The 18260-nt window shown below is 47.0% G+C and carries 17 protein-coding genes; 12 read left to right on the plus strand and 5 right to left on the minus strand.

Annotation, left to right across the window (positions count from 1 at the left end; translation table 11 throughout):
- Nucleotides 1-149 precede the first annotated feature (149 nt).
- Nucleotides 150-2972, minus strand: coding sequence for a cation-transporting P-type ATPase (locus QUA23_RS23590; protein ID WP_333078455.1), 2823 nt, complete (start codon nt 2970-2972; stop codon nt 150-152).
- Between the two features lie 1364 nt (nt 2973-4336).
- Here QUA23_RS23590 and QUA23_RS23595 point away from each other — a divergent pair.
- The 7 genes from QUA23_RS23595 to QUA23_RS23625 all read left to right on the plus strand — a co-directional run bounded on the left by QUA23_RS23595 (nt 4337) and on the right by QUA23_RS23625 (nt 9814).
- Nucleotides 4337-4855 (plus strand): phycocyanin subunit beta, encoded by a 519-nt coding sequence (locus QUA23_RS23595; RefSeq protein ID WP_333037001.1) that lies wholly within the window; start codon nt 4337-4339, stop codon nt 4853-4855.
- Nucleotides 4856-4957: 102 nt separating this feature from the next.
- Nucleotides 4958-5446, plus strand: a complete 489-nt coding sequence (cpcA, locus tag QUA23_RS23600) for a phycocyanin subunit alpha (protein ID WP_015175793.1) — start codon at nt 4958-4960, stop codon at nt 5444-5446.
- A gap of 149 nt (nt 5447-5595) precedes the next feature.
- Entirely contained in the window at nt 5596-6411 is an 816-nt protein-coding gene (locus QUA23_RS23605; RefSeq protein WP_333078452.1) for a phycobilisome linker polypeptide, read from the plus strand.
- 193 nt (nt 6412-6604) lie between these two features.
- Nucleotides 6605-7474 (plus strand): phycobilisome linker polypeptide, encoded by an 870-nt coding sequence (locus tag QUA23_RS23610; protein ID WP_333078450.1) that lies wholly within the window; start codon nt 6605-6607, stop codon nt 7472-7474.
- A gap of 101 nt (nt 7475-7575) precedes the next feature.
- Nucleotides 7576-7872 (plus strand): phycobilisome linker polypeptide, encoded by a 297-nt coding sequence (locus QUA23_RS23615; RefSeq protein ID WP_333062033.1) that lies wholly within the window; start codon nt 7576-7578, stop codon nt 7870-7872.
- A gap of 226 nt (nt 7873-8098) precedes the next feature.
- A complete protein-coding gene (locus tag QUA23_RS23620; protein ID WP_333078448.1) occupies nt 8099-8938 on the plus strand; it encodes a HEAT repeat domain-containing protein in 840 nt (279 codons plus the stop codon).
- 249 nt (nt 8939-9187) lie between these two features.
- Nucleotides 9188-9814, plus strand: coding sequence for a HEAT repeat domain-containing protein (locus tag QUA23_RS23625; RefSeq protein WP_333078446.1), 627 nt, complete (start codon nt 9188-9190; stop codon nt 9812-9814).
- Here the strand turns inward: QUA23_RS23625 and QUA23_RS23630 are convergent.
- Together QUA23_RS23630 and QUA23_RS23635 are read right to left on the minus strand one after the other, a co-directional pair.
- On the minus strand, nt 9803-10096 hold the full coding sequence (locus QUA23_RS23630; RefSeq protein WP_190661665.1) for a DUF2103 domain-containing protein: 294 nt from the start codon (nt 10094-10096) through the stop codon (nt 9803-9805). The genes QUA23_RS23625 and QUA23_RS23630 overlap by 12 nt on opposite strands.
- Nucleotides 10097-10196: 100 nt before the next feature.
- A complete protein-coding gene (locus tag QUA23_RS23635) occupies nt 10197-10664 on the minus strand; it encodes a response regulator (protein ID WP_333078444.1) in 468 nt (155 codons plus the stop codon).
- A 427-nt stretch (nt 10665-11091) separates the two neighbouring features.
- Between QUA23_RS23635 and QUA23_RS23640 the strand changes: the two genes are divergently transcribed.
- Nucleotides 11092-11418 carry an antibiotic biosynthesis monooxygenase gene (locus QUA23_RS23640; protein ID WP_333062040.1) on the plus strand — a complete coding sequence of 109 codons (327 nt, stop codon included), beginning with the start codon at nt 11092-11094 and terminating at the stop codon, nt 11416-11418.
- On the opposite strand, the gene cas6 is transcribed toward QUA23_RS23640, so the two are convergent.
- Nucleotides 11419-12300, minus strand: a complete 882-nt coding sequence (gene cas6 / locus QUA23_RS23645; protein ID WP_333078442.1) for a CRISPR-associated endoribonuclease Cas6 — start codon at nt 12298-12300, stop codon at nt 11419-11421.
- A 191-nt stretch (nt 12301-12491) separates the two neighbouring features.
- Complete coding sequence (locus QUA23_RS23650) at nt 12492-13574, minus strand: class I fructose-bisphosphate aldolase (RefSeq protein WP_333078440.1); 1083 nt, start codon at nt 13572-13574, stop codon at nt 12492-12494.
- Nucleotides 13575-13799: 225 nt separating this feature from the next.
- Here QUA23_RS23650 and QUA23_RS23655 point away from each other — a divergent pair, with 225 nt between their 5' ends.
- The 4 genes from QUA23_RS23655 to QUA23_RS23670 all read left to right on the plus strand — a co-directional run bounded on the left by QUA23_RS23655 (nt 13800) and on the right by QUA23_RS23670 (nt 18178).
- Entirely contained in the window at nt 13800-16436 is a 2637-nt protein-coding gene (locus QUA23_RS23655) for a M1 family metallopeptidase (RefSeq protein ID WP_333078438.1), read from the plus strand.
- 280 nt (nt 16437-16716) lie between these two features.
- A complete protein-coding gene (locus QUA23_RS23660; RefSeq protein WP_333078437.1) occupies nt 16717-17133 on the plus strand; it encodes an NUDIX hydrolase in 417 nt (138 codons plus the stop codon).
- Between the two features lie 140 nt (nt 17134-17273).
- The gene (locus QUA23_RS23665) at nt 17274-17762 is read left to right on the plus strand and encodes a hypothetical protein (protein ID WP_333078436.1); all 489 of its coding nucleotides are present in this window, start codon (nt 17274-17276) and stop codon (nt 17760-17762) included.
- Between the two features lie 68 nt (nt 17763-17830).
- A complete protein-coding gene (locus QUA23_RS23670) occupies nt 17831-18178 on the plus strand; it encodes a hypothetical protein (RefSeq protein ID WP_333078434.1) in 348 nt (115 codons plus the stop codon).
- The last annotated feature ends 82 nt before the right edge of the window (nt 18179-18260 follow it).

Raw genomic sequence — 18260 nt, forward strand, 5'->3', positions numbered from 1 at the left:
ATCGTGAGACAATCTATTTAGTCTTCATAGGGATTAATTTCGCTGTAAGCCAGGGGTTTCAGCCCCTGGCGGATATTCTTGAAAATAGTACCCAATCGAGCGTTATAGCTAATAATGAAACCTCGTTCAACCTTCGTCAGCCGTTAACACTATTTTCTAGATTTGTAAAAGCGCAAGAACAGTTTTTCCATTTCAATCCAGACAAACATTAGAGCGCTGAAACCGAAGCAAACTAGCAGCTCAAACCCCGTTAAATAATGAGTGCCAAAAAAAGCTCTCAGCGGCGGAACGTAAATCAGCATCAATTGCAGAATAGTAGTCACAATTACAGCCCCCCAAACAAAAACATTAGTCAAGGGATTTAACTCGATAGTTAGCTGAGTGTTAGACCGAATTGCGATCGCGTGACCCATTTGTGCCAAACAAAGAGTTGTAAACACCATTGTTTTCCAAGCCTCGGGATCTCCAACATGGTTAGGGCTGGTGGTATATCCGTAAGCCCAGGACATCATCGCGATCGTCAAAATTGCAAAAATAATCCCGATCCGAATCATGTAAGAACCCAAACCCCGCGCAAAAATACTTTCTCGCGGACTGAAAGGAGGCCTTTTCATCACGTTCGGTTCCCCCGGTTCCACGGCCAAGGCCAAAGCGGGAACGCCGTCTGTTACTAAGTTCATCCACAAAATTTGCAGCGGTGTCAGCGGCACTCCTCCCAAACCCATTAAAGGTGCGGCCGCAATTGTCAAAACTTCGCCGATGTTGCTGCCCAAAATGTATTTAATAAAGCGGCGAATATTGCTATAAACCACTCGCCCTTCTTCAGCGGCGGCGACAATAGTTGCGAAGTTGTCGTCGAGGAGTACCATATCGCTAGCTTCTTTGCTGACATCGGTGCCGGTAATTCCCATGGCAATGCCGATATCGGCTTGTTTCAAGGCGGGGGCGTCGTTAACTCCGTCGCCGGTCATTGCGACAAATTTGCCCCAACTTTGCAAAGCTTGGACTATTCGCAATTTGTGTTCCGGGGAAACGCGGGCGTAAACGCTAACCTGTTCGACTTGCTGTTTGAGTTCTTCTTGGCTGAGCTTTTCTAATTCTTGACCGGTGAGAACTCGATCGCCCTCTGTTGCAATACCTAAATCGTAGGCGATGGCTTTTGCTGTCAACTGGTGGTCTCCTGTAATCATCACCACCCGAATGCCAGCATTGCGGCACTTCACCACTGCTTCCCGCACTTCCGGGCGCGGGGCGTCGAGCATACTGACGAGTCCCAGCCAAATCATGTCTTGTTCGCTGGTTTCCTCAGAACCTTCGGGGGGCACGTTTTCCCAGAGTTTGTACGCAAAGCCGAGGACTCGCAAACCGCCGCTTGCCATGTTGTTGTTTTCGACGAGGATGCGATCGCGCATTTCCTGGGTTAAAGGTTGTACTCGATCGCCGACTATAATGCCTTTGCAGCGCTCCAAAGTCAACTCTGGAGAACCTTTGGTCAGCATCAAATAATTTGACTGCTGTCCTTCTGCTGCGGGAAATCCCGAATTTCCCGATCGGCCCGGCACTTCGCAAATCACGCTCATCCGCTTGCGTTCCGAAGAAAAAGGAAATTCCGCCGTCCGCGGCAGCAATTGAGACTGTTTTTCCTTATAAATGCCTGCTTTTGCCGCTACACACAGCAGAGCTCCTTCTGTGGGGTCGCCTAAAATCTGCCATTCTTGCTGTTCTTGTTGCAATACTGCGTCGTTGCAAACTGCACAGGCAATTAATAAAGATTCGAGTTCTGGATATTCCTCTAAATTATTAATTTTGGCCGATGTCAGCCGATCGGTAAAATCTCCGATCGGCGCATAGCCATCGCCTGCGACGGCGACAGTGCAGTCGCCCGTAGACACTAGCTGAACAACCATTTTATTTTGAGTCAGAGTACCTGTTTTGTCAGAACAAATGGTAGTTACCGAGCCCAAAGTTTCTACGGCCGGCAGTTTGCGAATCAGGGCGTTTCGTTTCACCATCCGCCTAGTTCCGAGTGCCAGAGTAACTGTCACGACTGCTGCGAGTCCTTCGGGAACCACAGCCACAGCCATGCTTAGAGAAACTTCTAACAACTCTTCCCACCTGCTGGTATCGAACCCAATGCTGCCGTTTTGGAAGGTAATCATGCCGCCGATGACGACAATTGCGACTAAGCTTAGGGCTCCGGAGACTAGAACATTTCCCAACTGGCTCATCCGCTGTTGCAGGGGAGTCGGTTCGCTTTCTACTGACTGAAGCATGGTGGCAATTTTGCCCAGTTCAGTTTGCATTCCAGTGTTGGTGACGATCGCCTTTGCTCGTCCCTGAACAACTTCTGTCCCTTGAAAAATCAGGTTGAGTCGATCGCCCAAGGAAGCATCTTCTGGAAGTTCTAGCTCTGCTTGCTTGGTTACTGCTAGAGCTTCTCCTGTCAAAGCAGATTCTCTGACTTGCAGATTTGATGTTTCGATCAAGCGTGCGTCTGCTGCTATTTTTACCCCAGCCTCCAACAGCATCACGTCTCCGGGTACGAGTTCCTTGGCTGCTATTTCCGAAGTTTTGCCCTCCCGCACGACTCTGACTAGGGGGGAAGCGAGGTTTTTGAGGGCTGCGAGGGCTTTTTCGGCGCTGCTTTCTTGTAAATAGCCGAGAATGCCGTTGAGTATGACGATCGCAAAAATGGCGATCGCATCTTTGGGAAAAGTATTCGACCGAAAGTCCAAAAAACCCGAAATCACGGCCACACCCATCAGCATCAACAACATGATGTTGGTGAACTGATCGACAAAAATCGACCACGGACTGCGGCCTCCTGTTTCTTCTAGTTCGTTGGGGCCGTATTGCTGCAAGCGTTCTGATACCTGTTGGCTGCTCAAGCCAGCGTCTTTGTTGCTGCTTAGCTGCTGGAGAGTTTGGTCAATTGCTACGGTGTGCCAAGAAGAGGGAGAATTTGAAGACATAAATTACGATCGTGGGGCATAAAGGTGGTTGCGGCCGGACAGCTACAGCCGATCGATCTGGCTGATTACAGTAAGAGAGTTTTAAGTTTTGAGTTCTGAATAAAAAACTGTTTAACTTGGGACTGGTTTTGGGCGGTTCGATGCCGAGGAAGCAAAAAGCTTTTAACTTCACTGCCTCTGGCTGCTCGATCGCGCCGTTTGTAGGCCTACGGCTGATAGCACCTATCCACCTTACTACTAAAAATTAGCAATTCCTTCGGCTTTTACACAGAAAAGAAGCGGAGAGCATAAGTGACTTTAGTCTGGGGATGAAAGCGTGCATCGCAGGTCAAAACCTACCTTAAAAAAAACGTAATAAAAGGGGCGTATCCGAACTCATCCATTTTTATTATTTTATCTTAAAATAAAAATTGCGCTGCCTCGACAGGTCTCGATCGCCTCTGTTAATTGTCTCACCATCGACAATGATCTGGTTCCGACACCCTTCTGTGCGACTAGCCTGTAGGAAGCAGAACATAGAAAAATATAGATGAAGAAAGTTTTTTTGCAACCACTGCGGGGACACACCGTAGATGCTGGCTCTGGCGTCAAGTTCAAGGACTCCCCATGATACAAGAATCCCCGCGTTATGAAAGACCGGGCCCGGTCTTCCAACTTCCAACGGCTGAGTTTTGTCACTAAATGCTGATATTTCCGGCAAAAGCTGAGGCTGTGGCGAGGGGGTTCACAATCTTTTGGATTTTGCCGACACGGAATTTTGCAGCCATCCTGACATTGGGCAGAATTTTTGGTTTTTTCCCTATTCCCCCAGCCTTCTTTTACGACAACTTTAATTTACTTAATGCTTCTTAACAATTGGGCTTTTCCAAAGAAAGCCGACAAAGGCGATCGGCTTATGGGACGGTTCCGGGGGGTTCTACCGCCACTGCAGGGCAATTGAAGCAAACTCTTCGTTTATGAGTACCCTCGCGCATCTACCCTTAGAAGGAGATTTGCCCGCACTTGCACCCCAAATATTTACCTTCTTAGAGAGATAAGTTTCTGTAATAATTTGTAATAAACAAACGCAGGCGAGCATTGTATAAAGATTATCAGAGGGTTGAAACGACAGGCCAAAGTTAACAAAAACCCTGATTGACAAGGTTTGTCGCATCTCATAAAAGGTGTAAAATTTTCTAAGGTTTCTTAAACCTCCGTTGCAATGTAACAATAGTGCAGGTAGCGGAAAGGGAGAGATCGATGGGACCAGCAGATTAGCTGGCATCAAATTTCAACCCTTGCAGGCACTCGTAGCCTGAACAAATTTAACTTAACGGTTTTATACCGCAACCAAACTCAATTAACTCAAATAGGAGAGTTCTTTCATGTTTGACGCATTTACAAAAGTGGTTTCCCAATCTGACGCTCGGGGCGAATTTCTAGCTCAGGGTCAACTAGATGCTCTCAGCAGCATGGTTTCCGACGCCAACAAACGGATTGACGCAGTAAACCGCATCACCGGCAACGCATCCAGCATCGTAGCCAATGCAGCTCGCACCCTGTTCGCCGAACAGCCTCAACTGATCGCTCCTGGTGGCAATGCTTACACCAACCGCCGCATGGCAGCTTGCTTGCGCGATATGGAAATCATTTTGCGCTACGTCACCTATGCAACATTTGCAGGCGACGCCAGCGTTTTGGATGACCGCTGCTTGAACGGTCTGCGTGAAACATACCAAGCTCTGGGAGTTCCCGGTGGCTCAGTTGCAGCCGGCGTGCAAAAAATGAAGGAAGCAGCAATCGCGATCGCTAACGACCCCAACGGCGTTACCCGTGGTGATTGCAGCTCGCTGATGTCTGAAATCGGCAGCTACTTCGACCGCGCTGCCAATGCAGTCGGCTAAAAATAGCCAAGCGAACCTTTCTTGTAAAGAAGCGAGCATCGCATTTTTGCAAACAATCATTTTTGTACAAAAACAACACAACATTAGGGAGAAACCAGAACAATGAAAACCCCTTTGACTGAAGCAGTAACCGCAGCCGATTCTCAAGGCCGTTTCCTGAGCAGCACAGAACTCCAAGTCGCCTTCGGCCGTTTCCGCCAAGCAGCAGCAGGTTTGGAAGCAGCCAAAGCTTTGACCGCCAACTCTCAGCGCTTGATCGACGGTGCAGCTCAAGCTGTGTACAACAAATTCCCGTACACCCAACAAATGCAAGGCCCGAACTACGCTTCTACCCCAACCGGTAAAGCAAAGTGCGCTCGCGACATCGGCTACTACCTGCGGATGGTAACCTACTGCTTAGTTGCAGGCGGTACAGGTCCCATGGACGAGTACCTGATTGCAGGTGTTGACGAAATCAACCGGACATTTGAATTGTCTCCTAGCTGGTACGTTGAAGCTCTCAAGTACATCAAAGGCAACCACGGTCTCAGTGGCGACGCTGCAACTGAAGCGAATTCCTACATCGACTACGCAATCAACGCTCTGAGCTAGATTTGCGTGATGCCCGGAATTGTAAGCTGCTGTTAGCTTAAGTGTTAGCGGTTGTTTAGAATTCCGGGCATCTGCGATCTAAGCCTAGTTTTGCAAATACTTTTTTTAAGCAGTTTTCAGTTTTTAAAGCAAAAAAGGGAGAAGCGAAGATGGCGGGATTAGGTGCAGCAGAACGGTTGGGAATAAAAGCATTTGAAGAAGCGGGACGGGTAGAACTGCGTCCCCACTGGACGCAAGACGATGCGAAAGCAGTAATTCGCGCTGCTTACAGCCAAGTTTTCGGCAACGAGTATTTAATGTCGAGCGAACGACTTACCAGTGCTGAATCTCTGCTGATGCAAGGGCAGATTTCAGTGAAAGATTTTGTGCGGTCACTTGCACATTCCGAAACTTATCGGAAAAAGTTTTTTTATCCGAACTCGCAAACGCGGTTAATTGAGCTTAATTACAAGCATTTGTTGGGCCGCGCTCCTTACGACGAGTCGGAAATTGCTTTCCACGTTGATTTGTACAATGCAGAAGGCTACGAAGCTGAAATCAATTCTTACATTGACTCAGTTGAGTATCAAGAAAATTTTGGCGACAGTGTAGTGCCTTACTATCGCGGTTTCGCGACTCAAAGAGGTCAAAAAACCGTCGGTTTTAACCGGATGTTTCAACTGTACCGGGGTTTTGCTTCTAGCGATCGATCGCAAAACCAAACCCAAGCCCGGCTGACTTGGGAAGTAGCGAGAAATATGGCTTCGCCGATACACACAGCCTCCACCGGAAAAGCCCTTGGCGGGACTTCCGGCGGTTCTCGCGGCCAACTCTACCGAGTCACCGCAATGCAAGGTGCGGCTAAGTTTTCGCCTCAAGTGCGCCGGACAACTACCGAATATCTCGTGCCTTACGAGCAACTTTCGAGCCGTTTGCAGCAAATCAACAAACGTGGCGGCAAAGTGGTAAGTATTACCACAGCTTAAAGTTTGTGTATTGACGTTTTTTTGAAACGTCTTTAGCAAAGTAGGACTAAGGCTAAAAAATTCTTCAATTTTATGTGTATAGGTAAGGTGTGCAGTGCACACCCTACTTTGAGGCATATTATCCTTAGTCCTAAAAATTTCAAGTGCAACCAAGCATTAAACTTTTGTCATTAATAATTTAGGAGAAAATCTGGTGGCGATTACAACAGCAGCGTCCAGACTAGGAACATCCGCATTGAGCGATGCGCCGAAGGTTGAACTGCGCCCAAACTACACCAAAGACGACGTTGAAACTGTGATTCGTGCGGTTTACCGTCAGGTGCTAGGCAACGACTATTTAATGAAATCCGAGCGACTTATAAGTTCCGAGTCTTTGCTGCGGGACGGCAGTTTGACGGTACGAGAATTTGTACGCGCTGTAGCTAAGTCAGAACTGTACAAAACCAAGTTTTTCTACAACAGCTTCCAAACTCGGACGATCGAACTAAACTACAAACACTTGCTCGGTCGCGCTCCCTACGACGAATCTGAAGTAGTTGAACACTTAGATTTGTACCAAACACAAGGCTACGACGCTGATATTGATTCTTACATCGATTCAGTAGAGTATCAAGAAAACTTTGGCGAAAGTATCGTGCCTTACTACCGCGGCTTTAACACGCAGCGCGGTCAAAAAACCGTCGGTTTTACCCGGATGTTCCGGTTGTATCGCGGCTATGCAAACAGCGATACATCTCAACTAGAAGGCAATAACTCTCGCTTAGCTGTCGAACTCGGCACTAACACCGCTACGCCTGTAGTCGGTCCCTCCGGCGGTAACGAAGGTTGGGCATATCGGCCTTCTGCCAGAAACGTAACTCCCAGCAGCACTTTCGGCGGCGCGGCAGCTTACGGCAAAGAAGGGCGACTGTTGCGCGTGGAAGTTTCGGGAATTCGCACGGGCGGCTATCCCAGCGTGCGCCGAAGCAGCAAGGCTTTCATCGTACCTGTTGAGGATTTGTCCTCGCAAATTCAGAAATTTCAACGCCTGGGCGCGAAAATCGCCAGCATTACTCCAATTTAGTCAGTTGGCAGTTGGCAGTTGGTAGTTACTAGCTTCTAGTCAACAGTCAACAGTCAACAGTCAACAGTCAACAGTCAGAATTACCAATTACCAAGAAGCTTATGTTGGGTCAAATTGTAGCTGGAAAAAGTGGCAATACAGCTTCGGCTGGTCGCTGCTTTCGGTATGAAGTTGTCGGCTTGCGCCAAAGCGATGAAACAGATAATGTGGATTATTCGATTCGATCGAGCGCGAGTACATTTATCACCGTGCCTTACAATCGGATGAATCAAGAAATGCAGCGGATTACTCGCATGGGCGGGAAAATTGTCAGCATTCATCCTTTAAACGCGGGTGCAGAATCATCCCATGAGTCATCCCATGAATCATCCCATGAATCATCGGGCGATCACCAATAGTTTGGTGGGAGGGGCGATGAAAATCGCTCCGACACAAGCTAGAAGGGGCGATGAAAATCGCTCCTAGACAAACAAAGTCCACTCCAAGCGGACTAAGAGTTAATGTAACCCGCCCAGGCGGGTTTTGTCTGTTTAGTAGGGATTTTAATCGGCGAGTTTCCCTAACCCTTGCTGGATAGCAGCGATTTAAATAGCCGAATAACTAATAACTAATAACTAATAACTAATGACTATGAATTATTACGAGTCCGACTCACCGCCGGCGGGTGTAGCTGAGGGCGAGTCTTTAACTGTTGAACAGGCGATCGCAAATTTGCACTCCCAAGATTACAGTCTCCGGTATTATGCTGCTTGGTGGGTTGGTAGATTTCGAGTCAAGGAACCTGCAGCTATTGCAGCTTTAATTGCCGCATTGCAAGAAGAATCAGAACAAACAAAAATCGGCGACTATTCCCTATTACGAAATGCGGCGCGGGCCCTGGGTAAATTGGGTGACAAACAAGCCTTACCGGCTCTGATTCGCTGTTTGGAATGCGCCGATTATTACGTGCGGGAAGCGGCGGCTCAAGCTCTAGAAATGCTGGGCGATATCGATTCTATTGAGCCGCTAATGAAGCTATTGGATGGGGGCGTAGCTGTGGCTGTGCGAGTGCCAGGAAAATCGCACCTCGTGCAACCTTACGACTCGATAATTGAAGCTTTGGGAACGCTGAAAGCGACAGAAGCAATACCGCTAATTTCACCTTTTTTAGAACATTCTGTGGAGCGGGTGCAGTACGCTGCGGCGCGGGCGATGTATCAGTTAACTGGAGAGCGGGTTTACGGAGAGCGGTTGGTAAGTGCTTTGAATGGGAATAATTTGCAGTTGAGGCGATCGGCTTTGATGGACTTGGGGGCGATCGGCTATTTGCCGGGAGCGCAAGCTATTTCTGAAACTTTAGCAGAAAATAGCCTGAAATTGATTGCGCTCAAAGGAGTTTTGGAGCATCACCTCAATCAACAAGAATCTCTATCTTTGTCAGATGAAGCTATCCAAGTTATGAACTTAATGGATAGTTTACTTTAAAAAATTAGTTCACAACTAAAATAGGATTGCTGTAGAGATTATCAATTGTCTGCTGTATATTTAGGACACAGTATATGATGACACAGCAGTGCTGTTTCCTTACGGCATATCGGTATTTTAGGCAGGACACAGCACTGCTGTTTCCCTACCTATTTTGATGAGAATGTTGGTGGGTGAGGTGGCAAAAAGTTCGATCGCGCGATCGACCCAACCTACAATTACAATAGTCACGGTAAAGCTTACAAATACATGGCATTAGAACTAATTCAGGCTGTCGAACAAGCAGATTCTTCCGAAGGCTTGTTAAACGCAGTCAAAGCACTGGCGGCGACTCCCTCAAAACAAGCAATTCCTACCTTAATTACAGTGCTCGGTTACAACAACCCAGGCGCCGCTGTTGCCGCCGTTGAGGGGCTAATTCAGCTCGGAGAACCTGCGGTGCTGCCGCTTCTAGAACAGCTTGACGGCTACAATTACGGGGCGAGAGCTTGGGCTGTTCGGGCTTTGGCGGGAATTGGCGACCCCAGGGGTTTGGAGATTTTGCTCGATGCAGCCGCGAATGACTTTGCTTTGAGCGTGCGGCGGGCCGCGGCGAGGGGTTTGGGGACGATTTGTTGGGAACTGATGCCGGCAGAACAAATTGCAGATGCTCAACTTCGCGCTGTGAAAACGCTACTGCAAGCGTCCCGTGATCCAGAATGGGTGGTTCGCTACGCAGCAGCGGGGGGTTTGCAAGCTTTGGCGGGTGCTGCGACTGTTAAACCGGATTGGTTAGCGGAAGTTTCGGCCAGACTTGAGGAAATCACCCAAAGCGATGAAACTACTTCAGTTAGGGCTCGGGCTTTGCTTGCTAAGAAAATATTGTCACTTGGCTAGGGTTTGGGCGATCGTCTCTTCCAAGTCCCCTTGACTGAGAGTGGTTAATATAAAGACTTCTTGTACGGTTTTGCCCTGTCTGGCGATGATTTTAAATCCCCCGCGGATGGGTACTGACACTCTTAATGTCATGCGGGGGATGTGTCCTTTAACTTTGTTGATGACGCCCGGAGTGACAGTTTGTATTCCCATTTTTAGGGTGAGGCGCTCTAAAATTGGTATCAAACCGGGAAGGTGGGTAGAGTGATTCCAAACTAGGCGGCCTTTGGGTTGTGCGTGCATAAATATTTAACCAAATTCAACATACCCAGTCTAAGCCACCCCTGGCTGGAACCAATTTCAAATTCCCTCAACTTCTGTATCAATAACGTTACTGTGAGCGTCATTGCCAGCAAACCGAGGCAATCTCAAACCGAGATTTTTGATTCCTGGCGCGCAAGCTAAGATTTGATGGCGCAGAATTGTCCTGTACTTTTTGATATTTTGGGTTGGCAACTGTCGGTTTTTCTAGTTGAGCGGCGATCGCCCGGAGCATTTCTGCGAGGCTGCAAGGTTTCTTGAGATAGCCGTCTGCTTTGAGTTCCAGGGCTTTTTCCATTTCGGAGGCTGTCATAAAAATAAACGGAATGCTGGCGGTTGCAGGGTGCGATCGCACGGCAGCAAATACTTCAAAACCGTCGAGTTCCGGCATCATGACATCAGACAAAATTAAATCGGGAATTTGTGCAGCTAACTGGATACCAACTTTGCCATTCTCGGCGCCTATAGCTTCAAAACCGCGCGATTCCAGAAGTTCTAATACCGTTTCTCGAATTAAGTGATCGTCTTCAATTACTAATATTTTTTTCATTTGTTTGAGTTCGCTCTTTACTTTGTTTTTAGGGCTGTGTTATAATTGTTACAGGTGAGTTTTAAATAATTCAATAGGGTTATTGCAAAAAACCGCTTTTGACTCGCACTTTTTACAGCTTTGTGTATGCTCGCAGTTACACACAAGACTTGAGTTATCAGCAGCTTTACCTTGCTTACTAGCGCTAGAACTCGCTCCGGCGTACCTAGGATTGTAAACGTATAAAATCAGCCCTTCAAGAGTTTATTTAATAAAGATTCCAGCCGGCTGACTCAAAAAGTTTCTATTTGAATGGCGAGCGCAGTTACGTGTAATTAATAAATCCGCCGGTGAGCTAAGCGCCAAACTCCAACCTGTGAAGTTCACAAATTTCTGGCGATCGGGTAAAATATAACTTGGTGTATCGCTATTGAGTGAGGAAAAAAATATGTCAGAATTTCTAGACTTTCTCAGACATCAGTTTGCCTACGTTGCCATTGGCGAATTTAAACCAGGAAAATTTAAAGAAGCAGAAGAACTTTTTGAAAAAGCCGTTGCAACTTATACTACAGGTTTTAAGGGAGCGTATTTGCTGCAATTGCCCAATACAGACAAAGGTATTGCCATCATTTTTTGGGAAAGCGTAGAAGAGATGGCCGCCAATCAAAGCGAAGCTTATCAGGCAATATTAAAGCAGATGACGCCTTTATTTGCGAAACTTCCGGACACTGATGTTTATGAAATCGTCAGTGAAATTCAGCCCAAAAGTGAATGATTAAAAATCCTGCCACCGGCGAGTCATTCCCATACCCATCGGCGTCTTTCGCCCCACTCCGCTGTAAAGCGCAAAATCTGCTAAAGTGTTAATTTGCTTGATAGTAGCAGGAGCTATATCTCCCATAATTCGGTAACTAATATCGCCGACGCAGCCAATAAATTTACTGCGAGAATCTGTACAAACTTCTGTTCGGAGATCGAAGAAACTGGGAAAAATAGCTTCTGTGAAAGTAGGTTCGAGCTCAATACTGCTGTACTTGTTCCAGCGATTCGCTAAACTGCTGAAAATACTTTCACGAGTGGGCATAGCACTATCGTATACACCTTGCCGAAAATTAGTAGGAGTGCAAAAAGTAAAAGCAATTTGGCGCTCAGTTTCCGAAGCTCTATCGAACAATTCGGCGTAAGTACAAAAGTTTACCCAAGGCTGCTTTGATTGCGGTTCGCTCAAAATATTAGTAATGTATATATTTGTCGGACCGAGATGACAAGGGATATCGAAATTAAGTTGCTGCCAAAGTTGAGTTAGGCGATCGAACAAATCGTCATCCAGCAGAGAAATTCGCCACCAAATCGGCGTATTTTCCTGAATTGCTTGCTTGTGTTCCCACTGTACAGTCTGCGGAATTGTGCGGGAAGCCGGAGGCAAAACTCTCTTTTGTGGCTGTGGCGTACTGCTTTTATAAGCCTCTTTTCTGCTTACTTGAAAAGGGCTTAAAGTGAAAGCTTTTTCATGAGATTGGTCGTGCAAGTACGCGCTCAAATCGCTGTCTACAGCACTCACCAAGTTGAGAAATAAAGCGTGGAGGTGCCGTCCCGTTAAAAACTGGGATGGAATTGGTGCAACTGGCAGCAGGTTTAAAACAAGGCTGTGGGGCATTTTTAAATTATATACTGTGTCTTTAGAAATGTTCAGCTAGTATTAAGATTACAGCTAAGTTGCAACTTATATTAACCAATCTCAAGAAGGTAAGGTGCGCAGTGCGCACCCTACGTTTAGGAAGATTTGTGCGCAGTGCGCACCCTACGTTTAGGTTGTGATATAGAGGCAAATCTCTGTGCGGTAAATTTTTAGGCGATCGAGATTTCTGGCGACAAATAAACGTCTTGGATGGCGTTGAACAATTTTACGCCTTCTTCAAAAGGACGCTGAAAAGTTTTGCGGCCGGAAATTAAGCCGCAGCCGCCAGCGCGTTTGTTGATTACCGCCGTGCGAATTGCTTCTGCAAAATCGCTTTTCCCGGAAGCACCGCCGGAGTTAATTAAACCCATCCTTCCCGCATAACAATTGAGCACTTGATAGCGAGTTAGATCGATCGGGTGATCCGTTGTCAAATCCGAATAAACGCGCTTGTCGGTTTTGCCGTAACTCTTGTCGCTTGCTTTAGCAACTGCTCCATAGCCGTTGTTGCATTCTGGCAATTTCTGCTTGATAATGTCAGCTTGAATTGTCACTCCCAAGTGATTTGCTTGCCCGGTTAAATCGGCTGCAACATGATAATCTTTGTCTTGTTTAAAGATATCGTTGCGGAGATAGCACCACAGAATTGTCGCCATTCCGTATTCGTGAGCGTGAGCAAAAGCTTGACTGACTTCTTGGATTTGTCGCGTCGATTCCGGAGAACCAAAATAAATTGTTGCTCCCACTGCAACTGCTCCCAAATTCCAAGCTTGCTCGACGGTCGCAAACATTATTTGGTCGAATTGATTGGGATAAGTTAGCAACTCGTTGTGATTGAGCTTGACAATAAAAGGGATTTTATGCGCGTATTTGCGAGATACGCTTCCCAAAACTCCCAGCGTTGTCGCGACAGCATTGCAGCCAGCCGAAATTGCTAATTTAATGATATTTTCGCTGTCAAAATAGATGGGATTCGGTGCAAAAGAAGCGGCCGCCGAGTGTTCGATTCCTTGGTCTACTGGCAGGATGGATAAATAGCCAGTATTAGCCAAGCGTCCGCTAGAATATAGTTGCTGAAGCGATCGCAAAACTTGAGGAGATCGATCGGTTTGAGCAAAAATGCGATCGACCCAATCCGGGCCCGGCAGGTGCAACAAATCTTTAGAAACTTTTGCTTGATAGGTGAGCAAGTCTTCGGCTTCGTCGCCAAGCCAAGACTCGATGGAATTGGGAACTGATAGTGTAGCTGTCATACAGATTTCCCTCTGAATTTCAATTACAGGCTGATGATTGCAGACATTAACCTTGCTGATATTGTAGCGAAAAAATCATATTTTCCATCCCCTCAACCCTAGAACCAGTTTTTAACAAGTTAGCGACAACAGCAGCTAGGACGCGCTACTCTATAAATAAGCTGGCAGTTCAGCCGGATCGGCGCTGCCAGCGATCGCCGATCGACTCACAACTTTGCCATCACAATGTCACACACTTACTTTGATTCTGAAAACGCTCACAAATCCTTCGAGATGCCCGGTGCCAGGCCCCACTACAACCCCGATCGCCCCGGCCAAGTAGAGCATATTTTCCTCGACTTAGTGCTGAATATTCCCAAACAAAGCTTTCGTGGCACTTGCAGCATCCGCATTAATCCAGTCCGCAGCGGTATTGACAAATTAACCTTAGATGCTGTGAACCTGAATATTAAATCAGTAAAAGTCGGCGAAATTGAGCAAAATTTCGACAGCGATGGCGAAGTGCTGCAAATTCAACTACACGAACCAACAGAAGCTTACCAACCAATTACAATTGCGATCGAATACTCGGTCGAAAAACCCCAGCGCGGCCTCTATTTCGTCGGGCCGGACAAACACTATCCAGACAAACCAACACAAGTTTGGACTCAAGGCGAAGACGAAGATTCCCGCTTCTGGTTTCCCTGTTTCGACTATCCCGGACAACTCGCTACTTCGGAAATTCGTGTGCAAGTTCCGAGACAACTCTTTGCTATTTCCAACGGCGAATTAATTAGTACAAAAAACGAAGGCGACGATAAAATTTATCACTGGTCCCAAACCCAGGTACACCCGACCTACTTAATGACATTAGCAGTCGGAGATTTTGCCGAAATTAAAGACGAATGGAACGGCAAACCAGTTAATTATTACGTGGAAAGAAGCCGCGAAGCAGACGCTAAGCGCAGCATGGGCAAAACGCCTCAAATGATTGAATTCTTCTCTCAAGCATTTGGCTATCCTTACCCTTTTCCCAAATACGCTCAAGTCTGCGTCGATGATTTCATCTTCGGCGGTATGGAAAATACTTCGACAACTTTGCTGACAGATAGGTGTTTGTTAGACGAACGTGCCTCCCTCGACAATCGAGGTACTGAAAGCTTAGTCGCCCACGAACTAGCTCACCAGTGGTTCGGCGATTTAGTAGTAATTAAACATTGGTCTCACGCTTGGCTAAAAGAAGGCATGGCTTCTTATTCCGAGGTGCTGTGGACTGACAAAGAATACGGCAAAGAAGACGCGGCTTACTATATGTTAAATGAAGCCCGCAATTATTTAGCTGAAGATAGTTCCCGCTACCGCCGCCCGATCGTTACTCACGTTTACCGCGAAGCCATTGAATTGTACGATCGCCATTTGTACGAAAAAGGCGCTTGTGTCTATCACATGATTCGCGCCGAGTTGGGCGACGAATTATTTTACAAAGCAATTCACACTTTTGTGCGGGATAACGCTCACAAAACTGTAGAAACCATCGATTTGCTCAGGGCGATAGAAAAGGCTACCGGTCGCAATCTCATGTTTTTGTTTGACCAGTACGTTTATCGTGGCGGTCATCCAGATTATAAAGTTGCTTATTCCTGGGATGGCGACAGCAAATTAGCAAAAGTTACTGTCACCCAAACTCAGGTAAAAGACAGCAAAAATGGCAACGGCAACAGCAAAGAGGTCTTTGACCTAAAAATTCCCATAGGCTTCGGTTACAAGCCGGAAAAAGATGCAGAAGATAACAGTTATGCCCGTTCTACTGCTAACCTAAAAACTTTCACCGTCAGAATATACGAACGCGAGCAAAGCTTCTATTTCCCCCTAGAAGAGAAGCCGGCGTTTATCAGTTTCGATGTCGGCAATAAATACTTAAAAACAGTCGCTTTAGAGTATGGAGTTGCCGAACTCAAAGCTCAGTTGCAGTTCGATCCAGACCCAGTTTCCCGGATTTACGCTGCCCACGCTTTGGCGAAAAAGGGAGGGCTGGAAGCGGTGAAAACGCTGTCAGAAGTTCTCAAGAAAGAGCCGTTCTGGGCAGTACGGGCCGAAGTTGCCGGTCAGTTAGCTGAAATTAAACTCGACCAAGTTTTTGAAGGTTTAGTAAGTGGCTTAAAAGATAAAGATGCTCGTGTTCGTCGCGCTGTGGTGAATGCCCTGGGTAAAATCCAAACTCACGAAACTTATAAAGCGCTGAGGTCGATCGTCGAAAAAGGCGACGACAGCTATTATGTAGAAGCAGCAGCGGCGAGTGCTATGGGCTCCATTGCAGGGGCTAACCCCGACGAAAAACCGACCGACGAACAGGTACTGAAAGACTTAAAATTGGTGCTGAAAGAGCGTCAGGGCTGGAATGAGGTAGTGCGATCGGGTGCGATCGCAGGTTTGGCGCAAATGAAAACTTCTGAAGATGCGCTGAATTTAATATTGAAATACACAGCCGCCGGTACTCCGCAAGCTTTGCGCTTGGCTGCAATTCGATCTTTGGGCACAATTTCGACTGGTCAAACGAAGGTCAATTTAGAACGGATTTTGCAGCGATTGGCAGAATTATCTAAAGAGACGTTTTTCTTGACTCAAGTTTCTGTAGTAGCGGGCCTAGGACAAATGCAAACTCGCAAAGCAATTCGCATTTTGCGTTCTTTAGCTGACCAAACTCCCGATGGCCGCGTTCGCCGCATGGCTGATGAAGCTGTGCAAAGAGTGCAGAAAAATGCTGGTTCTGATGCAGCGGTAAAGCAGTTGCGGGAGGAATTAGACCAGGTGAAAAAGGAGAATCAAGATTTGAGGAGTCGGATGGAAAATTTGGAGGCTAAGGCGAAGAAAGATTCGGTGTAAAATCCTACCAACGCAGATAAAGGCAGATATTGGCGATCGGCTTTTATCTGCTTGTCGGTAGATGATTGTGCGCGGTTATTATAATAATATTATTGTTCAGTGGGAGTGCATGGGAATTTCCTATTTTCGACTGACAGGAAAAGCCAAATATGTTTATTATCCACTTTATTGCTGTCTCAACTTGGGAAGTGTCGAGAATCAGGATGCTATTTTTATTTTTTACTTGTAAACCGTTCATGAGGTTACAGCAGCTTTGGTAGCCACAAATATTGCAGAAATAATGAGTATAAAAAGCGCTTTACTGGTTGAGCAATCGGGGGTAATTCCCTACCGCATTCAAGAGGGAAAAATTGAAGTAATGTTGATTACTTCTTCGGCTAGCAAGCGCTGGGTGATTCCCAAAGGATTAATTGAACCTGATATGACTCCCCAAGATTCCGCCGCCAAGGAAGCTTGGGAAGAAGCAGGTTTGTTGGGTAAAGTATTCCCGGATTTGCTAGGAACCTACGAGTATCAAAAGTCGGGCTATATTTGTCAGGTAGGAGTATTTTTAATGCAAGTGCAAGCAGTTCTGGAAATTTGGCCGGAAGCTAGCAAGAGAAAGCGTCAGTGGGTAAGTATTCCTAAAGCAATTAAGCGGGTTAACGAACCGGCACTCAAACTCATTCTTGCGGATTTGCAGAATAGGTTCTGGTGAAGAGTTATCGGTAAGGGCGGGTTTACCAAGACTTTGGTTTTCAACCATAAATTCGGGTGAACTCGCTAAAAGAACAAAATGACTCAAGACTATATGCTTTATGATTCTGGAGATGCGATCGCCCGGAGCCATCTCCTCAGATGACCAACCTTAACCCAATTAAAATTCTCTCCCTCAATGACCTGCGCGATAACAAGCCAGAAGGTCCAGGCTGGTCACTCACCTTCGGAGCCATCTGTGCAGATGCAGCCGCCGTTTGCCTCGACGATGGAGGACACTCTATCCCTGTGACGCTGACAATCGAGGGGATTCAACCCTGTGAAATCCAAATTCCATGGGATGCGATCGATGATACTATCCGTCGGTTCAACGCCGATCGGGAAGTTGCCACTGAATATGGAGCCTACGGTATCGCGGCGCTCATCATGCCTCACCTCACTGGACTCACCATCATCGAACGCTCAGTCAAAGGTAAAGGCTTAGGTTTTGACTTTTGGCTTGGTTCGCTCGAAGATCCAGGCACGCTATTTCAGCGCAAAGCCCGCTTAGAAGTCTCCGGGATTCGTAAAGGTTCTGACAGCATTATTCAAGCCAGAGTTAACATCAAATTAGAACAAATTCGCCCTTGAGATGACGTAGCTCCTGGCTATGTATCTGTAATTGAGTTCGGTACTCCCAAAGCACGGATCGTCAAAAAATGCAGACCGTAGAAGCCCTTCACCACGAAGCAATGGAACTGGTCGATCGAGCCGTTCTCGCCCGTCAGTGCGGTGATATCGACCAAGTGACTGCACTCACCAAAGCCGCCTTTGCGAAAGAACGGGCGGCAGCGGATTTAGTAGCAAACGAATGGGATTTTGAGCCTACTCGTTCTATACTGCATCGGAGCGCCGCCGTACTTGCCATTGAGTGTACCCAACTCCGGGAAGCAGAACGGCTGATTGGACGCGCCCTCGCAGGCAACCCTCCCACGGACATTGCTGATGAACTGCGTGACCTGCTTATAGAAGAAATTTACTCGCAGCGCCAAGCGATTGGAGCTTAATTTATTTAGGGCTTGCTGAATAATTAGCTAAAAGGTTTATACAGCAAGGCTTAGGGGATAGGGCGATCGAACAGATCGTGCA

This window comes from Microcoleus sp. Pol1C5 (assembly GCF_036701115.1).
In the GTDB taxonomy this organism is placed as follows: Bacteria; Cyanobacteriota; Cyanobacteriia; order Cyanobacteriales; family Microcoleaceae; genus Microcoleus.